This window comes from Limnohabitans sp. DCL3, assembly GCF_048019295.1.
Taxonomy (GTDB): domain Bacteria; phylum Pseudomonadota; class Gammaproteobacteria; order Burkholderiales; family Burkholderiaceae_C; genus Limnohabitans_A.
The window spans coordinates 2,698,260-2,716,910 of the sequence record NZ_CP171842.1 but is presented as its reverse complement, the minus strand read 5'-3'; the positions used below and the strand labels follow the sequence as shown (position 1 = coordinate 2,716,910).

General features: G+C 59.2%; 19 protein-coding genes and 2 pseudogenes. 10 read left to right on the top strand and 11 right to left on the bottom strand.

What is annotated here, in order from left to right:
* Positions 1–22: 22 nt before the first annotated feature.
* From ACHEXK_RS12140 to ACHEXK_RS12115, 6 genes and pseudogenes are all read right to left on the bottom strand, one after another.
* The gene (locus tag ACHEXK_RS12140) at positions 23–238 is read right to left on the bottom strand and encodes a DNA gyrase inhibitor YacG (protein ID WP_416546523.1); all 216 of its coding nucleotides are present in this window, start codon (positions 236–238) and stop codon (positions 23–25) included.
* The gene (gene zapD / locus ACHEXK_RS12135) at positions 235–990 is read right to left on the bottom strand and encodes a cell division protein ZapD (RefSeq protein ID WP_416546521.1); all 756 of its coding nucleotides are present in this window, start codon (positions 988–990) and stop codon (positions 235–237) included. Before zapD ends, ACHEXK_RS12140 begins: the two co-directional genes overlap by 4 nt.
* 22 nt (positions 991–1,012) lie before the next feature.
* Positions 1,013–1,630, bottom strand: a complete 618-nt coding sequence (gene coaE / locus ACHEXK_RS12130; RefSeq protein ID WP_416546519.1) for a dephospho-CoA kinase — start codon at positions 1,628–1,630, stop codon at positions 1,013–1,015.
* A gap of 3 nt (positions 1,631–1,633) precedes the next feature.
* A complete protein-coding gene (locus tag ACHEXK_RS12125) occupies positions 1,634–2,476 on the bottom strand; it encodes a prepilin peptidase (RefSeq protein ID WP_416546517.1) in 843 nt (280 codons plus the stop codon).
* Position 2,477: 1 nt separating this feature from the next.
* Positions 2,478–3,686, bottom strand: coding sequence for a type II secretion system F family protein (locus ACHEXK_RS12120; protein ID WP_416546515.1), 1,209 nt, complete (start codon positions 3,684–3,686; stop codon positions 2,478–2,480).
* Positions 3,683–4,885 (bottom strand): annotated as a pseudogene (locus ACHEXK_RS12115) (GspE/PulE family protein); the annotation flags it as partial. The pseudogene ACHEXK_RS12115 and the gene ACHEXK_RS12120, both read right to left, overlap by 4 nt.
* A gap of 188 nt (positions 4,886–5,073) precedes the next feature.
* Here ACHEXK_RS12115 and ACHEXK_RS12110 point away from each other — a divergent pair.
* Entirely contained in the window at positions 5,074–6,024 is a 951-nt protein-coding gene (locus ACHEXK_RS12110) for a hypothetical protein (protein WP_416546513.1), read from the top strand.
* Positions 6,025–6,079: 55 nt separating this feature from the next.
* On the opposite strand, the gene ACHEXK_RS12105 is transcribed toward ACHEXK_RS12110, so the two are convergent.
* On the bottom strand, positions 6,080–7,243 hold the full coding sequence (locus tag ACHEXK_RS12105; protein ID WP_416546511.1) for an ABC transporter ATP-binding protein: 1,164 nt from the start codon (positions 7,241–7,243) through the stop codon (positions 6,080–6,082).
* Between the two features lie 47 nt (positions 7,244–7,290).
* On the opposite strand from ACHEXK_RS12105, the gene ACHEXK_RS12100 reads away from it, so the two are divergent.
* Positions 7,291–8,925, top strand: a complete 1,635-nt coding sequence (locus ACHEXK_RS12100) for an ABC transporter permease (RefSeq protein WP_416546509.1) — start codon at positions 7,291–7,293, stop codon at positions 8,923–8,925.
* Positions 8,926–8,950: 25 nt separating this feature from the next.
* Here ACHEXK_RS12100 and ACHEXK_RS12095 read toward each other — a convergent pair whose 3' ends face one another.
* Positions 8,951–9,895 carry an ion transporter gene (locus ACHEXK_RS12095; RefSeq protein ID WP_416546507.1) on the bottom strand — a complete coding sequence of 315 codons (945 nt, stop codon included), beginning with the start codon at positions 9,893–9,895 and terminating at the stop codon, positions 8,951–8,953.
* A gap of 128 nt (positions 9,896–10,023) precedes the next feature.
* Here ACHEXK_RS12095 and ACHEXK_RS12090 point away from each other — a divergent pair.
* The 6 genes and pseudogenes from ACHEXK_RS12090 to ACHEXK_RS12065 all read left to right on the top strand — a co-directional run bounded on the left by ACHEXK_RS12090 (position 10,024) and on the right by ACHEXK_RS12065 (position 14,255).
* A pseudogene (locus ACHEXK_RS12090) lies at positions 10,024–10,905 on the top strand (MBL fold metallo-hydrolase).
* Between the two features lie 154 nt (positions 10,906–11,059).
* Complete coding sequence (locus ACHEXK_RS12085; RefSeq protein ID WP_416546505.1) at positions 11,060–11,395, top strand: ArsR/SmtB family transcription factor; 336 nt, start codon at positions 11,060–11,062, stop codon at positions 11,393–11,395.
* 85 nt (positions 11,396–11,480) lie between these two features.
* Positions 11,481–11,891 carry a DsrE family protein gene (locus tag ACHEXK_RS12080; RefSeq protein WP_062402836.1) on the top strand — a complete coding sequence of 137 codons (411 nt, stop codon included), beginning with the start codon at positions 11,481–11,483 and terminating at the stop codon, positions 11,889–11,891.
* Between the two features lie 54 nt (positions 11,892–11,945).
* A complete protein-coding gene (locus ACHEXK_RS12075) occupies positions 11,946–12,251 on the top strand; it encodes a c-type cytochrome (RefSeq protein WP_416546502.1) in 306 nt (101 codons plus the stop codon).
* Positions 12,252–12,262: 11 nt separating this feature from the next.
* On the top strand, positions 12,263–13,537 hold the full coding sequence (locus ACHEXK_RS12070) for an FCSD flavin-binding domain-containing protein (RefSeq protein WP_416546500.1): 1,275 nt from the start codon (positions 12,263–12,265) through the stop codon (positions 13,535–13,537).
* Between the two features lie 97 nt (positions 13,538–13,634).
* Positions 13,635–14,255, top strand: a complete 621-nt coding sequence (locus tag ACHEXK_RS12065; protein WP_416546498.1) for a c-type cytochrome — start codon at positions 13,635–13,637, stop codon at positions 14,253–14,255.
* Between the two features lie 91 nt (positions 14,256–14,346).
* Here the strand turns inward: ACHEXK_RS12065 and ACHEXK_RS12060 are convergent, their stop codons facing one another.
* Positions 14,347–15,444: a YeeE/YedE family protein gene (locus ACHEXK_RS12060; protein WP_416546496.1), complete on the bottom strand. Its 1,098-nt coding sequence runs from the start codon at positions 15,442–15,444 to the stop codon at positions 14,347–14,349.
* 82 nt (positions 15,445–15,526) lie between these two features.
* Positions 15,527–16,591, bottom strand: coding sequence for a YeeE/YedE family protein (locus ACHEXK_RS12055; protein WP_416546494.1), 1,065 nt, complete (start codon positions 16,589–16,591; stop codon positions 15,527–15,529).
* Between the two features lie 103 nt (positions 16,592–16,694).
* Here ACHEXK_RS12055 and ACHEXK_RS12050 point away from each other — a divergent pair, with 103 nt between their 5' ends.
* Positions 16,695–17,204 (top strand): thioredoxin fold domain-containing protein, encoded by a 510-nt coding sequence (locus ACHEXK_RS12050; RefSeq protein WP_416546492.1) that lies wholly within the window; start codon positions 16,695–16,697, stop codon positions 17,202–17,204.
* A 67-nt stretch (positions 17,205–17,271) separates the two neighbouring features.
* Positions 17,272–17,976 carry a Crp/Fnr family transcriptional regulator gene (locus tag ACHEXK_RS12045; RefSeq protein ID WP_416546490.1) on the top strand — a complete coding sequence of 235 codons (705 nt, stop codon included), beginning with the start codon at positions 17,272–17,274 and terminating at the stop codon, positions 17,974–17,976.
* A 14-nt stretch (positions 17,977–17,990) separates the two neighbouring features.
* Here the strand turns inward: ACHEXK_RS12045 and ACHEXK_RS12040 are convergent, their stop codons facing one another.
* Positions 17,991–18,569: a rhodanese-like domain-containing protein gene (locus ACHEXK_RS12040; RefSeq protein ID WP_416546488.1), complete on the bottom strand. Its 579-nt coding sequence runs from the start codon at positions 18,567–18,569 to the stop codon at positions 17,991–17,993.
* Between the last annotated feature and the right edge of the window lie 82 nt (positions 18,570–18,651).

The window sequence follows — 18,651 nt, the reverse complement described above, 5'->3', positions numbered from 1 at the left end:
AACCTCAAGGTTTTCGAGCCGCTCACTGCAAGCGCGGATCGCCAAAAGTCTCGTCGGGTGGGGTGTCGTCGGGCAGTTTGAATTCTTCGCTGGCCCAGGCCCCCAAGTCCACGCCTTTGCAGCGGGCGCTGCAAAAAGGTCGGTAGGGATTTTGGGGGCTGTACAGGCTGGTGCCTGCGCAGGCAGGACAGCGCACTTTGCGGGGTTCGAAGGCTTGGGGCTGGTTCGAGTCGCTCATGCGCACAAAGACATCTCAAACGGCACATCTTCGGTGGTGGCGACCAATTTGCCATCGCTTTGTTGGTGCTGCATGCGGATCACCACCAGCAAGCGGTTGCAGCTGATCTCCGGCGTGATGCCCAAGGCCGGGTCAATTTTGAGACGCAACAATTGAAAAGTTCGCCCCTGGGGCAGGTTTTGTTGCAACTGTCCTGATGTGGCCATGACTTTTTGGCTGTTACCCGACTCGCGCAACATTTGCAGCAGCAACTTGATGGCTTGCGCCAAGGGCCCGAAGGGTGCGACCCATTGAGACAGGTTTTCGGCGCGGCTGGCCGAATCATGGTGCTGCCAAGCGTGGTAGGCGGGCAGGTCAAACTCGCATGTGCCGCCTGGAATCACGGCGCGACTGCGCAGGGCCATTAAAAAATCGTTGTCGTTCAAGCTTTGGCCAATTTTGCCGTTGACTTGGTTGAGTGCGTCAAAGTGTTCGTCCAGTTGGGCGATCAGCCCATCCAGGGCTTTTTCAGAAATGGCCGGGTTGCCACGGTAGCCGTTGTACAGCTGTTTTTGGCGTTCCAAATCTTTGAGCACATCGGATTTGAGCTCCGAGCGTGAAGCCACCTCGATGATCTCGAACAAAGTGGTCAGCGCAAAGTGGTGGTCCAAGGCCTCGTGGCGGCCCATCAATTGGCCCAGGCGATTGAACAGTTGTTGCAAGCGCAGGTAAGTGCGGATGCGTTCGTTAAAGGGGTATTCGTACAGTATCACGCGGCGTCTTCCAGTGCCGCCATCATAGCCCGAAGTCGGCAGCCACTTGAGCCACTTTGGCCTCTAATTCGGACAGACTCAGGCCTTGATTGAAGATCACCAGATCTGCGCAAGCCAGACGCTGAGCCCGGGTGGCTTGCAAGCCGATGATTCGGTTGATTTCTTCCGTGGCCAAGCCACTGCGGGCCATGACCCGCTGCCGCTGAGTCTGGGCATCGCAGTCCACCACGATCACCCGGTCCACCTGTTGGCGCCAGCGTTCACCCGATTCGGCCAGCAAAGGCACATCAAACACCAACACGCGATGACCACTTTGCACCGCGGCTTGTGCTTGCTCTGCGGTGATTTGACTCACCAGCGGGTGGATGATGGCTTCAAGTTTTTGTTTGGCCTGAGGGTCTTGAAATACCGCTTCACGCATGGCCTGTCGGTTCATCGCGCCTTGCGCGTCGACCATGTGCGCACCAAAGTTGTGGGCAATGGCGGCCATGGCCCGTCCGCCTGCGGCGGTCAAGCTGCGCGAAATCGCGTCCGCATCGATCACAGCCGCCCCTTTGGCCGCCAACATGCTGGCCACGGTACTTTTGCCGCTGCCGATGCCGCCCGTCAGACCCAAGCGCCACAGGTGGGGAGTGTTCATGGTTTATATCCGTGTGAAAGGCAAGGGGCCCCAAACCATGACCCACACACCTGCCAAAGCCAAAAAAGGCCCAAATGGCATTTGACCGTCTTGCGGCATGCGTTGGCGCAGGCGCAACCACATCCCATAGGCCACGCCACTGAGGGAAGCGATCAGCACCAAAGACAACAAAGCGGGCCAGCCGAACCAAGCACCCAAAGCCGCCAGCAGCTTGAAGTCGCCTTCACCCATGCCCTCTTTCCCGGTGAGAAGCTTGAACAGCCAATGCACCGACCACAACAACAAATAGCCCGCCACCGCGCCCCACATGGCCGTGCTGAGGCTGACGGGGCTGAGTCCCCAGCTTGCCGCCAACAAACCGGCCCACACCAAAGGCTGGGTGATGACGTCAGGCAACAACTTCGTGTCGGCGTCAATGGCCGCCAACGCAAGCAAGGCTGCGCCAAAACCAGCCCAGGCCAAGGCTTGGGCGCTCAGGCCGAAGTGGGCAAAACTCCAACTGAACACAAGGGCACAAAAAATTTCAATCGCAGGGTAACGCCATCCAATCGGGGCGTGGCATTGTTTGCAGCAGCCTTTGAGCCACACATAGCTGATCACAGGCATGTTCTCGTACCACGACAGTGCATGGCCACAGTGCGGGCAATGGGAGCGGGGGACCGCGATGTTGTAGCGGTTTTTCGCCAAGGCCTGCTCAGTTTCTAGGCTTGGGGCCTCTGCAGCCACTTCGGCGGCCCATTGCGCGGCCATCATGCGCGGCAACCGATGAATCACCACGTTCAAAAAACTGCCGATGGCCAAGCCCAGCAGGACCACCAGGGTCCAAGTCAAGAAGTCCAGGTTCATTTCAAAAGACCTGACCCAAGTGAAAAATGGGCAAATACATGGCCACAAGAATACCGCCAATCAGGCCGCCCAGCAGCAGGATGATCAATGGTTCTAACAAACTGGACAAACCATGGACCCGATTGTCCAGTTCGGTCTCCATCAATGTGCCTGCGCGCGCCAACAATTGGTCCATGGCGCCCGTTTCTTCTCCAGTGGCACACAGTTGAATCACCAGGGTGGCAAATCGTCCGCTTTGGGCCATTCCTTCGCTCAAGCGTGTGCCTTGTGCCACTTGCCGTTGCAGCTGCCAAGTCAAGCGCATGTACACCCTTTGATCGCAGGCTTGGGCCACGGGGCCCAATGCCTCGACCAAAGGGACTCCTGCGGCCAGCAAGGCCGACAGGGTTTGCGCCCAGCGGGCCACCACGGCCGTTTCCAAAAGCCCGCCGATGACCGGCAGTTTGAGCAGCCACTGGTCAAGCCCGTCGCGCTCGGGCGCGCGCTGGTCGGCTGTTGGTTGCGCAGAAGATCGCCACCACCACAGTCCCGGCAACACCAGCAGCAACAGCATGGGGCCTGAAGAGCTCAGACCCGAGCTCAGCGCCACCACCAATTGGGTGGCCCAAGGCAATTCGGCCCCAAATGACCTGAACACATCCTCGAACACCGGCACCACGAACACCAAAATCAACACCAGCACCGCCATGGCCACGCACAGCACCGCCATGGGGTACATCAGCGCAGACCGCACCCGCGAGCGCAACGCTTCGTTCTTCTCCAGCGTAAGCGCCAAGCGCTCTGTCATGGTGTCCAAAATGCCGGCCGACTCGCCCGCTTGGACCATGCTGATGTAAAGCCCCGAAAACTGTGCAGGGTGTTGGGCCAAAGCATCGTGCAAGGCAGACCCCGCGGCCACATCGTTGTGCACCTGTTGCATCACTTCACTCAGGGTCAAGGATGACAAGCTGCGCGACAGCATGTCCAGTGACTGCAGCAGCGGCACGCCAGCCCGAAGCAGGGCTGCGAGTTGCCGCGTCATGAGCGACAACTCTTTGGGACGCACGTGGGGCATTGGGTCCCACCACAGCCGCTGCAGACGCAATGCCCGCACACCCTGTCTGCGCAAGAGGGCGCGGGCCATGCCCGCAGTGGGGGCTCTGAGTCGGCCTTGTCGTTGTCGGCCCTGAGCGTCTTGACCTCGCCAAGCGAATAAGTGGGCGCTGCTCATGCGTCATACCGGGTGTTGGCCAGGACTTCGTCCAGCGAGGTCACGCCTTGCTGCACCTTGCGCAGGCCTGCCAGGCGCAGAGTGCTCACCCCTTCGCGCATGGCTTGCTCGGTCAGCGCTTGGCTGCCCGCCTCTTGCAAGATCAGGCGTTGCATGTCGGCGCTGATGGGCATGACTTGGAAAATGCCGGTGCGCCCAACGAAACCTTTATGGCAGTGCGCACATCCGACCGGCTGGAAGGCTTCGATCGATGGTGTGCTCAACCATTGGGCTGGCCAACCGGCTTTCAGGCACACATCGCTCGGCCATCTGATGGGCGCTTTGCACCGTGTGCACAGGCAGCGCACCAAGCGCTGTGCTGTGATCAGGGTCACACTGGCGGCGATGTTGTAGGGTGCTGTGCCCATGTTGCGCAAACGCACCAAGGTGCCGGGTGCATCGTTCGTGTGCAAAGTCGACAGCACCAAATGGCCTGTTTGAGAGGCCTGAATGGCGATGTTGGCGGTCTCCAGGTCACGCACTTCACCCACCATCAAGACGTCCGGGTCTTGCCTTAGAAAGGCGCGCAAAGCGATGGCAAAGGTCAACCCTGGTTTGTCTTGCACATTCACCTGGTTGATGCCTTGGAGCTGGATTTCGCAGGGGTCTTCAACCGTGGCGATGTTGACTTCGGCTGAGTTGAGCCGGTTCAAGCAGGCGTAAAGCGATTGGGTTTTTCCCGAGCCAGTAGGGCCGGTGACCAGCACCATGCCGTGCGGGCGGTGGATCGCCTCGATCAGTCGGGCAAGGTCCTCGGCTTCGTACCCCAGTTGTGTCAGGTCAAGTTGTGCCTGCGCGGTGTCGAGTACCCGGATCACCAGTTTTTCACCAAACAAGGTGGGTAAGGTGCTCACGCGCAAGTCCAATGTGCGTCCGCTGGCCAGCACCAACTTCATCCGCCCGTCTTGCGGCAAGCGCTTTTCTGCAATGTCCAGCCGTGACAGCACTTTGATGCGCGAGGCCAGCCGGTCTTTCAGTGCCGCAGGGGGGGCGTCCACTTCTCGCAATTGGCCATCGATGCGAAAACGCAAGCGGTACTGGTGTTCGTAAGGCTCAAAGTGGAGATCAGAGGCATGGAGCGCGACCGCCTGCTCCAGCAGTTGCTGCACCCACTGCACAACGGGGGCATCGTCCACAGTGGTCATTAGGGCGTGCTTGTTGGGCTTGTCCTGCATGGCATCACCTTGAGCTATTTTGTTTGCATGATGGGGTCATCATGGTCTGAGTTGGGGATTTTGTAAATCGCTGGCGGGATGGGTGCGCTGGATCAAGGTCGAATGACCTCTAAGATTGATAATCAGATGAAAAATCAGAATGGTTTTTTCAATTTTTTAGATTGAGACGTCGCATGAAATTCAGGGGACTCCTGGCACTGCTGTTCTGCTTCCCGGTATGGGCCGACCACTACAGCCCGATCACGGTTTGGCAAACCGTGCCATTCATCAAAGGCCAAGACCTGTGCCAGTTTCAAGATGCCTATGGCAGCACGGCGCAAGAGAGTCAGAAAAAACTGAGCCAACAGCTCGTCACTTTGCTCAATGCCGGAGCAGACCCCGCGCAATTGATCGATTTGATCAGCGCACTGGACCGTTACACCCAGCAAAACCGGGATCGCGCCAGCGCGGGTAAAGGCATGGATGTGCTGCTGGAGGGCAGCCTCAAAGCAGCGCTTGACGCCCAGTACACCAAGCTGCAGCCACGCAACCGCAACATCACTTTCTTCAACCCGGCCCCGATTTTTGCTTTGGCCCGTGACTTGCGTGAAGAAAAACGCCAAGGCTATTTGGACGCCAGCATGTTGGGCAAACTCAATGCCATGGCCTGGGGCACTTATTCCTATGCGCCATCGTGCAGGGGGGACTTGGTGGTGACACTGCACATTCAAGTCTCGTCAGGCAGAACTTACAACTACCAAGCGATTGGCCGCCCTGAGTTGGTCATGCGGGCCATCAGCACCCAACTGTTTGCCGAGTTCCAGCACACCCAGTTTCCATCCAAAGTCCAGATCGGCCAACGAACCTTGGAGTTGGTGGGGGCGCCGGGCGTGCCCATCAGCCACACCCACAGTGCGGAAGCCGCAGAGCGCACATGCAAGGGCATTCAGGCCCGACTGCCGACCGCCGAAGAATACGAGTTCATGGCCAACTTGGGCGACTGGAACCAAGGCATCCGCACCGTGGGGCGCATTTGGGCATTGGCCAACAAAATGGTGCTGGCCCCTGAGTTGCCCAACCCCTCACCTGTGCGCCCGGAAAGCGAAGTCCGTGCCCATGAAATTTATTATTACTGCGTACGCTGAACTGTCAGGGCGTGCCCGAATTTTCGGGCTCGTCTGAGCCCCAGCAGCTGAGCCGCTATCCGATGAATTTGACCGGTTGGTACTGAGGCTCGGTGTGCTCGCACGCCTCGGCCTTGGCACAAGGCATGTGGCACAGATCGCGGTCGTTCACCGGGCAAGCGCGGTTGAACGTGACCACATGGTCCACTTCGGCCCGGATACCGATCCATTCACCCAGCTTGTGATCGTGGTGACTGGGCACATGGGCCATGAGTTGCTCGCCCGTGGCCAAGCGCAGGGTGTACAAAAACTCTGAACCTCGGAAGGCTTTGCGCACAATTTGGGCTTTCACCGGGGCGTCGTCGTCGTGCACGATGTCGTCCGCCCGCAGCAGCACGTCGCACTGCCCATCTTCGAACGCGCAGGGCAGGGGGCATTCGGCCACATCGCGCAGCTCGCCCACGGGGGTGCTGACCCAAATATGCCCGTCCACCTCACGCAGTGTGGCGGGGGTGAACACGCCGTGCCCAATGAAATCGGCCACAAAGCGGGTGGCAGGGCGGTGGTACAGGCTGTAGGCATCGTCCCATTGGTGCAATTGGCCTTGGTTCATCACGCCGATCTCGTCGCCGATGGCAAAAGCCTCTAACTGGTCGTGCGTGACCAGCAATGCGGTGGCTTTGGCCGCTTTCAGGATGTTTCGGACTTCATGGGCCAAGCGTTCGCGCAGATCCACATCGAGGTTGGAAAACGGCTCGTCCAGCAGCAGCAAGTCGGGCCGGGGGGCCAGGGCTCGGGCCAAAGCCACGCGTTGTTGTTGTCCCCCCGAGAGTTCATGGGGAAAGCGCCGGTCTGAGCCTTCGAGGCCCACCAAATTCAGCACCTCGGCCACGCGTTGAAGGCGCTCGGCCTTGGGCAGGTCTGCCAATCCGAAGCCGACGTTGTGGCCCACGTCCATGTGGGGAAACAGCGCATAGTCTTGAAACACCATGCCAATGCGGCGGCGCTCGGCCGGTTCGGTGTGGTTTTTGTCGCTGACGACCCGGTCGGACAGCAAAATTTGCCCAGCCGATACCGGCTCGAGTCCGGCGACGGCACGCAGCAAGGTGGTCTTGCCGCAACCCGAGGGCCCAATCAAGACCCCAATATCGCCAGCCCGCAGGCTCAGGTTCACACCCCGCACGGCGGGCGAGTTGCTGCCGGGGTATTGGATGTCCAGTTGGCGCAGTGCTAGAAACATGCTTTGGATTGTAGGCAGGTTGGCCCGCGCTCCTACAATCCAGGTCTATGCTGTCCACCTTGACCCGTTGTTTGTCGGGTCTCCCCTCCTTGTTTTTTGCCCTCTTGGCACTGGCTTTGGCCTTGCCGGTGTTGGCCGTCCTGGGCTCGTGGTTGCAGTGGAGCGGCGAGAGCGCCAGTATCTTGCGCGAGATGGCGGCCACCGTGCTGCCCGACTACGCACTGACCACGCTGGGCCTGTGTTGGATGGTGGCGGTGGGCGTGACGGTGTTGGGCTTGGCCACGGCGGCGTTGGTGACCTTGTTTGACTTTCCGGGGCGGGGTATTTTTGAGTGGCTGCTGCTCTTGCCGCTGGCCATGCCGGCCTATGTGGTGGCGTATGCCTACACCGACTTTTTGCAGTTCAGCGGTCCGCTGCAAGTGGCTTTGCGGGAGGCGCTGGGTTTGCAAGGCCGCTTGTGGCCCGATGTGCGCAGCGTTTGGGGCGCGGCGCTGGTGTTCACGCTTTCGCTTTACCCTTATGTGTATTTGCTGGCCCGTACCGCTTTGGTGGAGCGGGCTTCTGGCCTGATGGAAGCGGCCCGCTTGCTGGGCGCCCCTTTGTCGCGCCGCATTCGAGAGATTGCCTTGCCCTTGGCCCGCCCCGCTGTGGCTGCAGGTGTGGCGCTGGCGCTCATGGAGACATTGGCTGACTTTGGCGTCTCCAGCTACTTCGGCATCCAGACCTTCACGGCGGGCATCTACAAAGCCTGGCTGTCCATGGACAACCGCATTGCCGCCGCGCAACTGGCCACCGTGTTGCTGGCCGTGGTCGTGGTTTTGCTGCAACTGGAACAACGCGCCCAAAAGCGCATGCGCTTCAACCAAGGGCGTGGCTCGCGCCAAGGCTCGGCAGAAGCGCAGCCGGTTCAACTCCATGGCATGCGCCGCCTCGTGGCGTGGACGGTGTGCAGCGTGCCCGTGCTGCTGGGCTTTGTGTTGCCGGTGCTGATCATGCTGCGTGCTTTTGTGGGCGAGACGAACGAGATGCCTTGGGAACGCTTTGGCCAGTGGGCCTGGACCAGCCTGCGCTTGGGCGCGGTCACGGCGGTGCTGGCCGTGGGCGTGGCGCTGGCGCTGGCTTTCAGCTTGCGCACCCGGGCCGACCGCATCAGCCAAGGCGCCATTCAACTGGTGGGCTTGGGTTATGCCATTCCCGGCGCGGTGGTGGTGGTCGGTTTGCTCTTGCCGGTAGGTTGGATTCAGGCCACATGGCCCTCATCTTCGGCGGGGGCCTGGATCACGGCCACATCCTTAGGGCTGGTGTGGGCGTACCTGGTGCGTTTTTGTGCGGTGGCCTTGCAGTCTGTGCAAAGTGGCTATGCCCGCATTCCCGGAAGTCTCGACGACTCGGCCCGCATGCTGGGTGTGACCGGCTGGGGGCTGATGCGCCGGGTGCATGCGCCCTTGCTGCAGCGCACCACCATGGCAGCCGCTTTGCTGGTGTTCGTGGACGTGATGAAGGAGCTGCCCGCCACCATGGTGCTGCGACCCTTCAACAGCGATACCCTCGCTGTGGTGGCCTACCAATTGGCACGTGATGAACGCTTGGGTGAAGCTGCTTTGCCCTCCCTGGCGCTGGTGCTGGTGGGCTTGATACCGGTGGTCTTGCTCAGCCGGACGTTGCGTCAAGCCCAACCCTGACCTTGTGGCGGATCACGATCGGGTCTCAGGACTGGGGACCTTTGGGTGTTCTGAGCGTTTTTTCTTCCAGGATTTGCCGGATGATCGCTCGGGCGTGATCTTCGGTGATGCTGAATTCCTGACGCAAATGCGCGATGGTCCGCCGCTCTTTGGCGTCCACTTGTCCATCTTTGAGCAGTTCTTCCACCTCGGTGGTGAACTCCAGCTCGTGCGTGCGCACGCGCGCAGCGAAGGCCGAGGCCACGATGCCGGTGAGCAAGGCCACGGTGAAGACGCCGGACAAAGCCGTGAACGCGCCGATCACTTTGCCCCAGTTTGACACAGGCGTCACATCGCCATAGCCGACGGTGGTGATGGTGACGATGGACCACCACATGGCATCGGGGATGGTGCCCAATTTGTCGGGTTGCAAGGCGTGCTCCGCAAAATACATCAGGCAAGAGGTGATGAGGATGGACAGCGTCAGCAGGTAAAGCGCCGAGATGAAAGCTTCTCTTTCGGCATAGACGCAGGCCAGCAGGTCTTCCAGGGCCGAGGAGTAATGCGACAACTTCAAGATGCGCATGATGCGGATGACCCGCAAAAAGCGCAGGTCCAAGCCCGGCAGCAAAGCCTGCAAAAAGAAGGGCAAGATGGCCAACAAGTCGATCAAGCCGTGAAAACTCAGCACATAAGACCAGCGCCGGCGGTTTTCCGAAGCATGGCGCTGTGGTTTGCGCTCGGCCGCTGTCCAGATGCGAAGCAAATACTCCCCACAGAAAAAGACCAATGAAAACGCGTCAAAAAGGGCCAAGCTGTCGCCGTATTGGCGCTCAATCGACGGTACAGACTCCAGCATCACGGCCAACACGTTGCTCAACACCATCAAGGTCAACAACCAAGAAAAAGCCCAGGCGGCCTTTTTGTCGCTGTGACTTCGCATCTCAAGGACCAAAAAAATGCGGTGTCGGAGGGTGTGGTGAGCGTGCATGCGGGCATCTTAGACAAGAAAAGACACGGGAGAGCTGCTGCGAACTGAGGATATTGGCGTGGACTGATATAAAGAGCGCAGCTTTGCGCGTGAATTTGCGCCGCAGCTTGAAGCCAAGGATTCCCTTTATGAGCCCCATCTCTTCACCAACAGATCAGCCCCAGGTACGCGGATTTTTTGATCCAGACACTTGGACCGTGACATACGTGGTGTACCAAACACCGGGCAGTGCCTGCGCCATCATCGATTCCGTGCTCGACTACGATCCCAAATCGGGTCGTACCAGCACAACGTCTGCCGATCGGGTGGTGGAGTTTGTACGCGAGCAAGGTTTGCAAGTGGCTTGGATTTTGGAAACCCACGCCCACGCAGACCACCTGAGCGCTGCGCCTTATCTCAAAGCCCAGTTGGGCGGAAAGACGGCCATGGGGGCTCGCATCACAGCGGTGCAAAAGGTGTTCAAAGACATCTTCAACCTGGAGGCGGGTTTTGCGACGGATGGCCGGCAGTTTGACCATTTGCTGGGTGACGGGGAAAGCTTGTCCATAGGCAACTTGCGTCTGCTGTCGCTGCCTGTGCCCGGCCACACGCCGGCCTGCATGGCTTACCAAGTCGGTGATGCCGTGTTTGTCGGCGATACGTTGTTCATGCCGGATGTGGGCTCCGCCCGGTGCGACTTTCCAGGGGGCGACGCCCAAGCTTTGTATGCATCTGTCCAAAAATTCTGAGCCTGCCCCCGCAAACGCGCTTGTTCATGTGCCACGACTATCCCCCTGAAGGCCGTGGCGTGATGTTCGAGACCACAGTGGCTGCGCAGCGAGCCACCAATATCCACCTGAAAGACGGCATCTCCGAGGCCGATTTTGTGCGCATGCGCAGCGCTCGCGATGCCTCACTGGCCATGCCCGTGCTGATCTTGCCCGCGGTGCAAATCAACATCCGTGCGGGTGAGTTTCCCGGCAGAAGCCAATGGTGTGTCGTACCTCAAAATGCCATTGAACGCTCTTTGAAGTCCTGCTGGGCAGGCCTCCCGGATTGTTTTAGTTGAATTTGTGCATAAGCAAACAACAAATCAATGTTTGGTTGCGCTTCAAAAATTGTCACAATGGCGCATGTTGCCGTCTTGCCTGACGGACACCCGGCTCCTGTGATTCAAATACAACCATGGCCAAAACTGCTCAAGAACAAGAACAAGACCACGTCCTGACCGAATCGGAGGAGGTGTTCGAAAAAGCCGCCGAGGTTTTCCGTGTCATGTCGGCCCCCATGCGCTTGCGCATCATCAGTGCACTTTGCAACGGCGAAAAGAACGTGGGGGAGTTGCTGTCCGAGATCGACACCACCCAGCCCAACATGTCGCAACATCTGAATACGCTTTACCAAGCGGGGGTGTTGGGCAAGCGCCGCGAAGGTGTGCAAATTTTCTACCGCATCATCAATGACCGCGTGGTCACGCTGTGCCGCGCCGTGTGTGTGCAGATTGCCAGTGAGACCGATTGAAAGATCGATGTCAGTTTCGGGCCGGGTTTTTACGGGCACGCTTTGGCCGTGGACCCAGCTAACATCCATACATAAGGAGTAATGAATGAAGAAACATCTGCTGTTGATTTCCGGCCTGCTGGCCTGCACTCTGAGCTGGGCTGAGGTCAAGGTGGTTTATCACCTGAGCGAAGGCATTCCCCAAGCCTCACGGGCCATTGGCAACATCCGCAACCATCTCAATGCCGATCCGACCGCCAAAATCGTGGTGGTCACCCATGGTTTGGGCATTGACTTTTTGATCAACGGCGCCACCAATCAGATGGACCAGCCTTTTGCAGGGGGTGTTGCTGACTTGGTCAACAAAGGCGTGGAGTTCCGTGTGTGCAACAACACCCTGGTGTCGCGCAAAATCTCGCCCGACAAACTGCTGATGGAAGCCAAAGTGGTGCCATCAGGTGTTTCCGAAGTGGCCAAGCTGCAGGCCAATGAAAAATTTGTGTACCTGCGCCCTTGAGTGTGTTGATGACTGACGTCATCGCTTGACCGATTTTTTACAAGGATATTTCTCATGAAGATTCAACACGCTCTGGCAGCGGCCGCCCTGGTCGCCTTGTCTGGCTTGGCCCAAGCCCAGGTCGACCCCCTGCATGTGCGCAGCTGGGCCGCATCGTGCGCGGCTTGCCACGGCACCGATGGCCGCGCTCAGCCCGGTATGGAGTCTCTGGCCGGTGCCAACAAAGACGACATGGTCAAGAAAATGCTCGACTTCAAGGCTGGCCGCAAGCCGGCCACCATCATGCATCAGCTCGCCAAGGGCTATTCTGACGACCAAATCGTCGCCATCGCAGGCTACTTTGCTGCACAAAAGAAATAAGGAAAAGCGCCATGCAACGACGTCATTTTTTGCAGACTGGCTCCGCTTTGGGTGCCATGGGACTGGTTTCGGGTTGTGCCACCGTCGCTGGTGGCAGTGGCCCCAAAGTGGTGGTCATCGGTGGGGGCTACTCCGGTGCCACGGCTGCCAAATACCTGCGCATGTGGTCTGAGCACAAGATTCAGGTCACTTTGGTGGAACCCAACGATGCTTTCATTTCCTGCCCCATGTCCAACTTGGTCATTGGTGGCAGCAAAACCATCACCGAGATCACCACGCCCTACGACAACCTGACCAAGCGCCACGGCGTCAAGGTCATCAAGGACCGGGTCAACAGCATTGACGCCGACAAGCGCATTGTGAAGCTGGCCGGTGGGTCCGAATTGGCTTATGACCGCTTGATCGTTTCACCCGGCGTGGACTTCATGTGGGAAACCTTGCCGGGCATGAACAAAGCGGACGCCAAAGACAAGGTCATGCACGCTTGGAAAGCCGGCGCACAAACCGTTACTCTGCGCAAGCAACTCGAAGCCATGCCCGACGGGGGCGTGTTTGCCATGTCGATCCCGCTGGCCCCCTACCGCTGCCCCCCCGGCCCCTATGAGCGTGCTTGCCAAGTGGCCGAGTACTTCACCAAGGCCAAACCCAAGAGCAAGGTGCTGATTCTGGACGCCAACGACGACGTGACGTCCAAAGGCCCGCTGTTCAAAAAAGCCTGGGCCGAGCGCTACAAGGGCATCGTCGAGTACCGCGGCAAGCACAATGTCACCGATGTTGATGCGGCCACCAACACCTTGAAGTTTGAGTTCAACGAAGACATCAAGGCCAGCGTGCTCAACGTCATCCCCAATATGCGTGCCGGTGACATCGCCGTCAACGCGGGCTTGGCCACGGCCAACAAGCGCTGGTGCGAAGTGGACTTCCTGACCTTCGAATCCAAGGCCGCCAAAAACGTGCACGTTCTGGGGGATTCCATCCAGATCGCGCCAGGCATGCCCAAGTCGGGCCACATGGCCAACCAGCACGGCAAAACCTGCGCCGCGGCTGTGGTCGCCTTGTTGATGGGCAAAGAGGTCAACCCCATGCCCATTTACAACAACACCTGCTACAGCTTTGTCAGCTCGGAAGACGTGGTCCACGTCGCCAGCGTGCACAAGTACGACGCCGAAAAGAAGACCATGCTCACCGTGCCTGGCTCTGGCGGTGTGTCGAGCGCGGCCAACGAACTCGAAGGCCGTTACGCCCAAGCCTGGGCTCGCAACATCTGGGCCGACACACTGGCTTGATGGCGCTGGCCCCAAACGCCGCAGTCACCCGACTCGCGGCTTTTTTTACGGCAATTTTTTTGAATTTTCTGACATGCGTTCGATGTTGAGGTCAATCATGGACACACGCTTTACCCCAGGCCGTTGGGCCTCCGCAGTTTTGTGGCTCTGCGCCGCTGGGTGGTCGCCATCGGCCATGGCGCAGGCCGACGAGGCCCGCGCAAAAAAAATCGTGGGTGGCTCCTGCTTTGTGTGCCACGGCGCCGAGGGTGAATCGTCCAGTGAAGTGTTCCCGCGTCTGGCCGGTCAGCACTGGGAGTACACCGCCAAGCAGCTCGAGAACTTCAAATCCGGCAAACGCAAGAGCACTGCCATGGCCGACATGGTGGCCAAGCTCACCCCCGATGAAATGGTGGCGCTGGGCAAGTTCTTTGAAAAGCAAAAAACCGAGGTGGAACCGTCCAAAGACGCGGGGTTGGCGGCCGTGGGCAAATACATTTATCACAACGGCAACAAGTACAGCGGCTTGGCTTCGTGCGCCAGCTGCCACGGGGCTGAGGCCAAAGGCACCACGGCCTTGCCGCGATTGGCCGGGCAGTATTCGGGCTACACCGAAACGCAACTGAAACAGTTCAACCAGCGTGAGCGCACCAACGACAACGCCGTGATGCACGCCATCGCCAGCAAAATGTCGCCTTTGGAAATGGCCGCAGTGGCGGAATACCTGAGCGGGAAATAAGTCGCTCAACGATCCGTGGTCGGGGCTGCCGCAAAAATCCAGTACAACTCTTGTGGGTTCGACGCCCTGGTCGCGATGAAGGTTTGTTGCCTCAGGGGAGCTTGAAACCCTCGGCAGGCAGGGCAGTCGGTTTGTCTGAAGCGCCCCCATCCAGCCAGCGGTCTGTCAGGCCCGCGCCCACCCACATGCCCACCAAACTCAGCCAAGCGGTCAGCGCAAATATGGCACCGCCCGTCACGCCCGCGCCGACCGCGCAGCCGCCGGCCAGCATCGAGCCAAATCCCATCAATACGGCGCCACCGATGTAGCGGCGCATGCTGTAACCGTCTGAAAAACCCTCCAGCTTCCAGTCCCGTCCGATCAAGGCCCCGATCAGAGATCCGACAAACACTCCCGGCATGAGGCCAAAGTCGAAGCCGACGGGTGGCGCTGGCCAGTGCATCACCCGCATCAACCACTCGGCCGAGGGACCGCTGAAGGTCAGGCCCTGAATTTGAACCGGGTCAAAAGATTCGGCGGCCACCCATTGGCTAAAGCCCCAAGCGGCGGCCACGGACAAACCGGTCCCAATGCCGCCCAGCCACATCCACAAATTGCGCTGCGGGCTGCGCAGGGCAAAAAACAAGGCCGCAGCCAACCAGATACCGCCCATGGCCAAACCAGCGCCGTGGTTCATGCCCGTCAGGGCCAAGAGATCGCGGGGCGCACCGCCCTCGACCGTCCACCAGCTGCTGATGTGCGTGCGCAGCGGTGACAAAGCCCCGCCCAATGCCGCCTGCGCCGTGACCGCAAAAATCAAACCTGAGAGCAGGGCGCGCAAATTGCCATTGGCCGACAGCACCAACAAGCGGCTGGCGCAGCCCCGCGTCATGACCATGCCCACGCCAAAAAGCAAGCCACCAACCAAGGCACCAGAGATGCTGCCTTTGGCCGAGATTTGCCGCGCTGTGCCCGTGTCCAACCAGCCCAGCAAGACCATGAGTTGCACGCCGATGACCGCCGATGAAAAAGCCAACAGCCAAACGGAGAGTTTGTCGCCAAAGCGGCGGTGCCAAAACTCGATGACCGCGGCACGCAGGCAAAAACGTGAGCGCTGGGCTAAAAACCCAAACGACAATCCCAACAAGGCGCCACCTGCGGCCAACACCGTGCCTTGCCCATACGTCTCTAACCATTGCGCCATCGACATGGTTTTCTCCATTCATATCAGTGATTGCTGATATGAAATGTACGCCTTAACGGGCAATGCGCAATTGACGCGCATCAAGCATTCAAATTTGCCAACCCATGCGGCGGTGGATGCGCCAAGACAAACCTGCGCCCAGCCAGATGGCGATCAGGGTTAACCACGCTGTCAAAGAGAACAACGATCCGCCGGTCATGCCCGCACCCACTGTGCAGCCACCCGCCAACACCGCACCAAAACCCATCAGCACGGCACCCGTGAGGTAATGGCCCAGTTTGTTTTCGGTTTTGAAGCCTTCAAATTTGAAGTCTCCGCCCACCAATGCACCGAGCAAAGAGCCCACAAAGGTGGCGGGCAACAAGCCGGCATCGAAGCCCCAGCTGGGGGAGGTGCTGCTCGAGAGTGCCCGCATCAGCATTTCTGCCGACGCACTGCTGAAGCTCAAGCCTTGAATTTGTACCGCCTCAAAAGACTGGGATGCAATGGCTTGCGTCAGGCCCCAGCCCATCGCGATGCTCGAACCGGCCAGGATCGACCCCAGCGCCAAACCCCAACGGTGTGGGTGGGTCTTGAAGAAAAAATACACACCGATGAGCACGGTCAGCAAAGCGATTGCCATACCGCCGTGGGGGCCTAAGCCCGAAATTTGCAACAAATCTCGCGAGGGCCCACCGTCGACGAGCCACCCATTGGCCAAAGCTTGACGGGCGGGAGCCAGCCATCCGGCGATGCTGGCTTGCACCGTGACCGCAAAAACCAAACCCGACAGCAAGGCCCGCAAATTGCCGTTGGCCGACAAAATCAGCAAACGGCTGGCACAGCCCCTTGTCAAGATCATGCCTGCGCCAAACAACAAACCACCCAGCACCGCCCCGGAAATGCTGCCGGCTGGACCGATGTAGCGCGAATCTGAAGGCTTGAGCCAACCCATCAAAACCAGGGACTGCACGCCAAGCAAGCAAGCGCCAAAGGCCAGCCACCAAACGCTGAAGCGTTCACCCGTGCGGCCTTCGCAGCACTCCAACACAGCGGCTCGGGCGCAAAAGCGGGTGCGTTGAGCGGCAAAACCAAAAATAAAACCCACCAAGGCGCCAGCCATGGCCAAGACATTTGAATCGCCCCAGTTTTCGAGCAAGCTTGCGAGATTCATGGATGGCTCCAATAATTCACTGATTTCTTATATAAAAGGGCATTGCGTGTACAGTCAGATGGCGTGCAACGCAAAACCCTCTATTGTCCACGGTTCGCAATTCATGGCCTTTGATTCAAGTTTATTTCCCTTGTTGGCGCCGCGACGCCGCGAATGGCTGGTGTGGGCGGGTGCGTCTTTGACTGCGCTGCCGGCAATGGCCCAAGTGCAGGCGCCCAGAGGTGCGGCTGCTACGCTGCCTGCAGCCCAGTCGCTGCCCGACGAATTGGCGCGTGCGCTGAAAAACAAGCAGCCCTTGATCGTCATGGTCAGCCTCGATGGTTGTGTGTTTTGCCGTCAGGCGCGCCAAAGCCATCTCTCCCCTATGCACAAAGCGGGCACGCCCATCGTCCAGGTCGACATGCGCAACAACCAGCCTGTGCTCGACTTTGCCGGCAAGTTGACCACACACGACGAGTTGACTCGGCAGTGGAAAGTCTCGATCACGCCCACCCTTTTGTTTTTTGGGCCTGGTGGCAAAGAGGTGGCCGAACGCATGGAAGGGGCTTATTTGCCCGACTTTTACGGCCCCTACTTGGAGGAACGCTTGGTACAAGGGCGCAAAGCGCTTTGACCAACCAGCCTTCAAGTCCATGCCCCTACAGTTTTGAGAAGTGGTCCCAGCGTGCTAAATTCAAAACATGATCCCCATCAAGATTGACTCGGCCTGGAAAGGCACCTCGGACTGCCGCAACTGCGGCATCCGTGACATGGTGCTCTTTGCCGACCTGAACGAACAGGACTTTGGCGAAATCCACACCCCCATCGACGACATGGTGTTCGCGGTTGACGCACCGCTGTATACCGAGGGTGAGACGGCGGTGGGGGTTTTCACGCTGCGCAAAGGCATGGTCAAGCTGGTGCGGGCCACCGCGGATGGCCGCGAACGCATCGTGCGCGTGCTGCGCCCGGGCGACGTGATCGGCCTCGAAGCCCTGGCCACCGCCCGCTACGACTGCGAAGCCATTGCTTTGGTCGAAGCCCACGTTTGCCGCATACCCCTGTCTGTGCTGCATCACCTGTCGTCCAACTCGCCACGGCTGCACAAACGCCTGATGCAAAAGTGGCAGGGCGCCCTGAAAGACGCCGACGACTGGCTGGCCGATTTGAACTTCGGCTCTGCCCGCCAACGTGTGGCCGCCCTGGCCCTGAAAATGCGCGACCCAGACCAACCAGATTTCACTTCATTTTTTGCGCGTGACGACATGGGCGCCATGCTCGACATCAAACTCGAAACCGTCAGCCGCGAAATCAGTGCCCTGGTCCGCGACGGTGCCTTAAAACCCTGCGACAAACAGGGCAGGCGCTATGAGATCACCAACGAAGTGTTGTTGCAGCGCCAGTGATTCAAGGCAGCTGATTAAAACTCGTCTTTGACGCTGGTCAGGCCCAGGGCGTCCCAGTCCAGCATGCCGCCGCGGTAGTAATAAATCTTGTCGGCCGGGAAGCCATCGCGGGTCATGGCTTTGATGGCCATGGGGCTTTGGGGGCAGACAGGGCCGTTGCAAAAGGCGTAGACCTTTTTGGCCGATGCGCAATCCCATTGGCTGCCATTTTTCTTGCAGCCCAACTCGTTCATGCGGGCCGCCACTTCGGTGTAGGGGATGCCGACCGAGCCGGGAATGGTGCCTTTGACGCGGTCATTGGTGTCGCGCATGTCCAGCACGATGGCGTTGCGGTCGCTCAAGGCCTCGAGGATTTCAATCTCACCCACGGGATGCACGCCGGGCACGGGCACCAAGGGCTGCAAGTTGCCCCCATTTTTCGCGCAAGGGGTCATGGTGCGGGTGATGGTGATGGGGCCTTTGGCGGTCTGGACCATCACCGATTTTTGGGTGTCGATGATGTTCAAAGGCGTGCCCACGGCGATGGTGGCGGCTTGACCAAAGGCCAAGCCCGACAGGCTCAGGCCCAAAATCCAGGCTGCGATGTTCTTCATGTGTTGTCTCGGATCTGTTGACAGAAAAGGGCCTGTGGCCCAGCTTGACCAGGATTCTAGAAACGCACGACACAAATCAATT

Bases quoted from the DNA above. Each gene is read 5' to 3' on its own strand.
- ACHEXK_RS12065 (WP_416546498.1), top strand. From the start codon at position 13,635: ATGGACACACGCTTTACCCCAGGCCGTTGGGCCTCCGCAGTTTTGTGG.
- ACHEXK_RS12075 (WP_416546502.1), top strand. From the start codon at position 11,946: ATGAAGATTCAACACGCTCTGGCAGCGGCCGCCCTGGTCGCCTTGTCT.
- ACHEXK_RS12100 (WP_416546509.1), top strand. From the start codon at position 7,291: ATGCTGTCCACCTTGACCCGTTGTTTGTCGGGTCTCCCCTCCTTGTTT.
- ACHEXK_RS12050 (WP_416546492.1), top strand. From the start codon at position 16,695: ATGGCCTTTGATTCAAGTTTATTTCCCTTGTTGGCGCCGCGACGCCGC.
- coaE (WP_416546519.1), bottom strand. From the start codon at position 1,630: ATGAACACTCCCCACCTGTGGCGCTTGGGTCTGACGGGCGGCATCGGC.
- ACHEXK_RS12080 (WP_062402836.1), top strand. From the start codon at position 11,481: ATGAAGAAACATCTGCTGTTGATTTCCGGCCTGCTGGCCTGCACTCTG.
- ACHEXK_RS12140 (WP_416546523.1), bottom strand. From the start codon at position 238: ATGAGCGACTCGAACCAGCCCCAAGCCTTCGAACCCCGCAAAGTGCGC.
- ACHEXK_RS12070 (WP_416546500.1), top strand. From the start codon at position 12,263: ATGCAACGACGTCATTTTTTGCAGACTGGCTCCGCTTTGGGTGCCATG.
- ACHEXK_RS12095 (WP_416546507.1), bottom strand. From the start codon at position 9,895: ATGCACGCTCACCACACCCTCCGACACCGCATTTTTTTGGTCCTTGAG.
- ACHEXK_RS12060 (WP_416546496.1), bottom strand. From the start codon at position 15,444: ATGTCGATGGCGCAATGGTTAGAGACGTATGGGCAAGGCACGGTGTTG.
- ACHEXK_RS12120 (WP_416546515.1), bottom strand. From the start codon at position 3,686: ATGAGCAGCGCCCACTTATTCGCTTGGCGAGGTCAAGACGCTCAGGGC.
- ACHEXK_RS12040 (WP_416546488.1), bottom strand. From the start codon at position 18,569: ATGAAGAACATCGCAGCCTGGATTTTGGGCCTGAGCCTGTCGGGCTTG.
- ACHEXK_RS12125 (WP_416546517.1), bottom strand. From the start codon at position 2,476: ATGAACCTGGACTTCTTGACTTGGACCCTGGTGGTCCTGCTGGGCTTG.
- ACHEXK_RS12085 (WP_416546505.1), top strand. From the start codon at position 11,060: ATGGCCAAAACTGCTCAAGAACAAGAACAAGACCACGTCCTGACCGAA.
- ACHEXK_RS12110 (WP_416546513.1), top strand. From the start codon at position 5,074: ATGAAATTCAGGGGACTCCTGGCACTGCTGTTCTGCTTCCCGGTATGG.
- ACHEXK_RS12045 (WP_416546490.1), top strand. From the start codon at position 17,272: ATGATCCCCATCAAGATTGACTCGGCCTGGAAAGGCACCTCGGACTGC.
- ACHEXK_RS12105 (WP_416546511.1), bottom strand. From the start codon at position 7,243: ATGTTTCTAGCACTGCGCCAACTGGACATCCAATACCCCGGCAGCAAC.
- ACHEXK_RS12055 (WP_416546494.1), bottom strand. From the start codon at position 16,591: ATGAATCTCGCAAGCTTGCTCGAAAACTGGGGCGATTCAAATGTCTTG.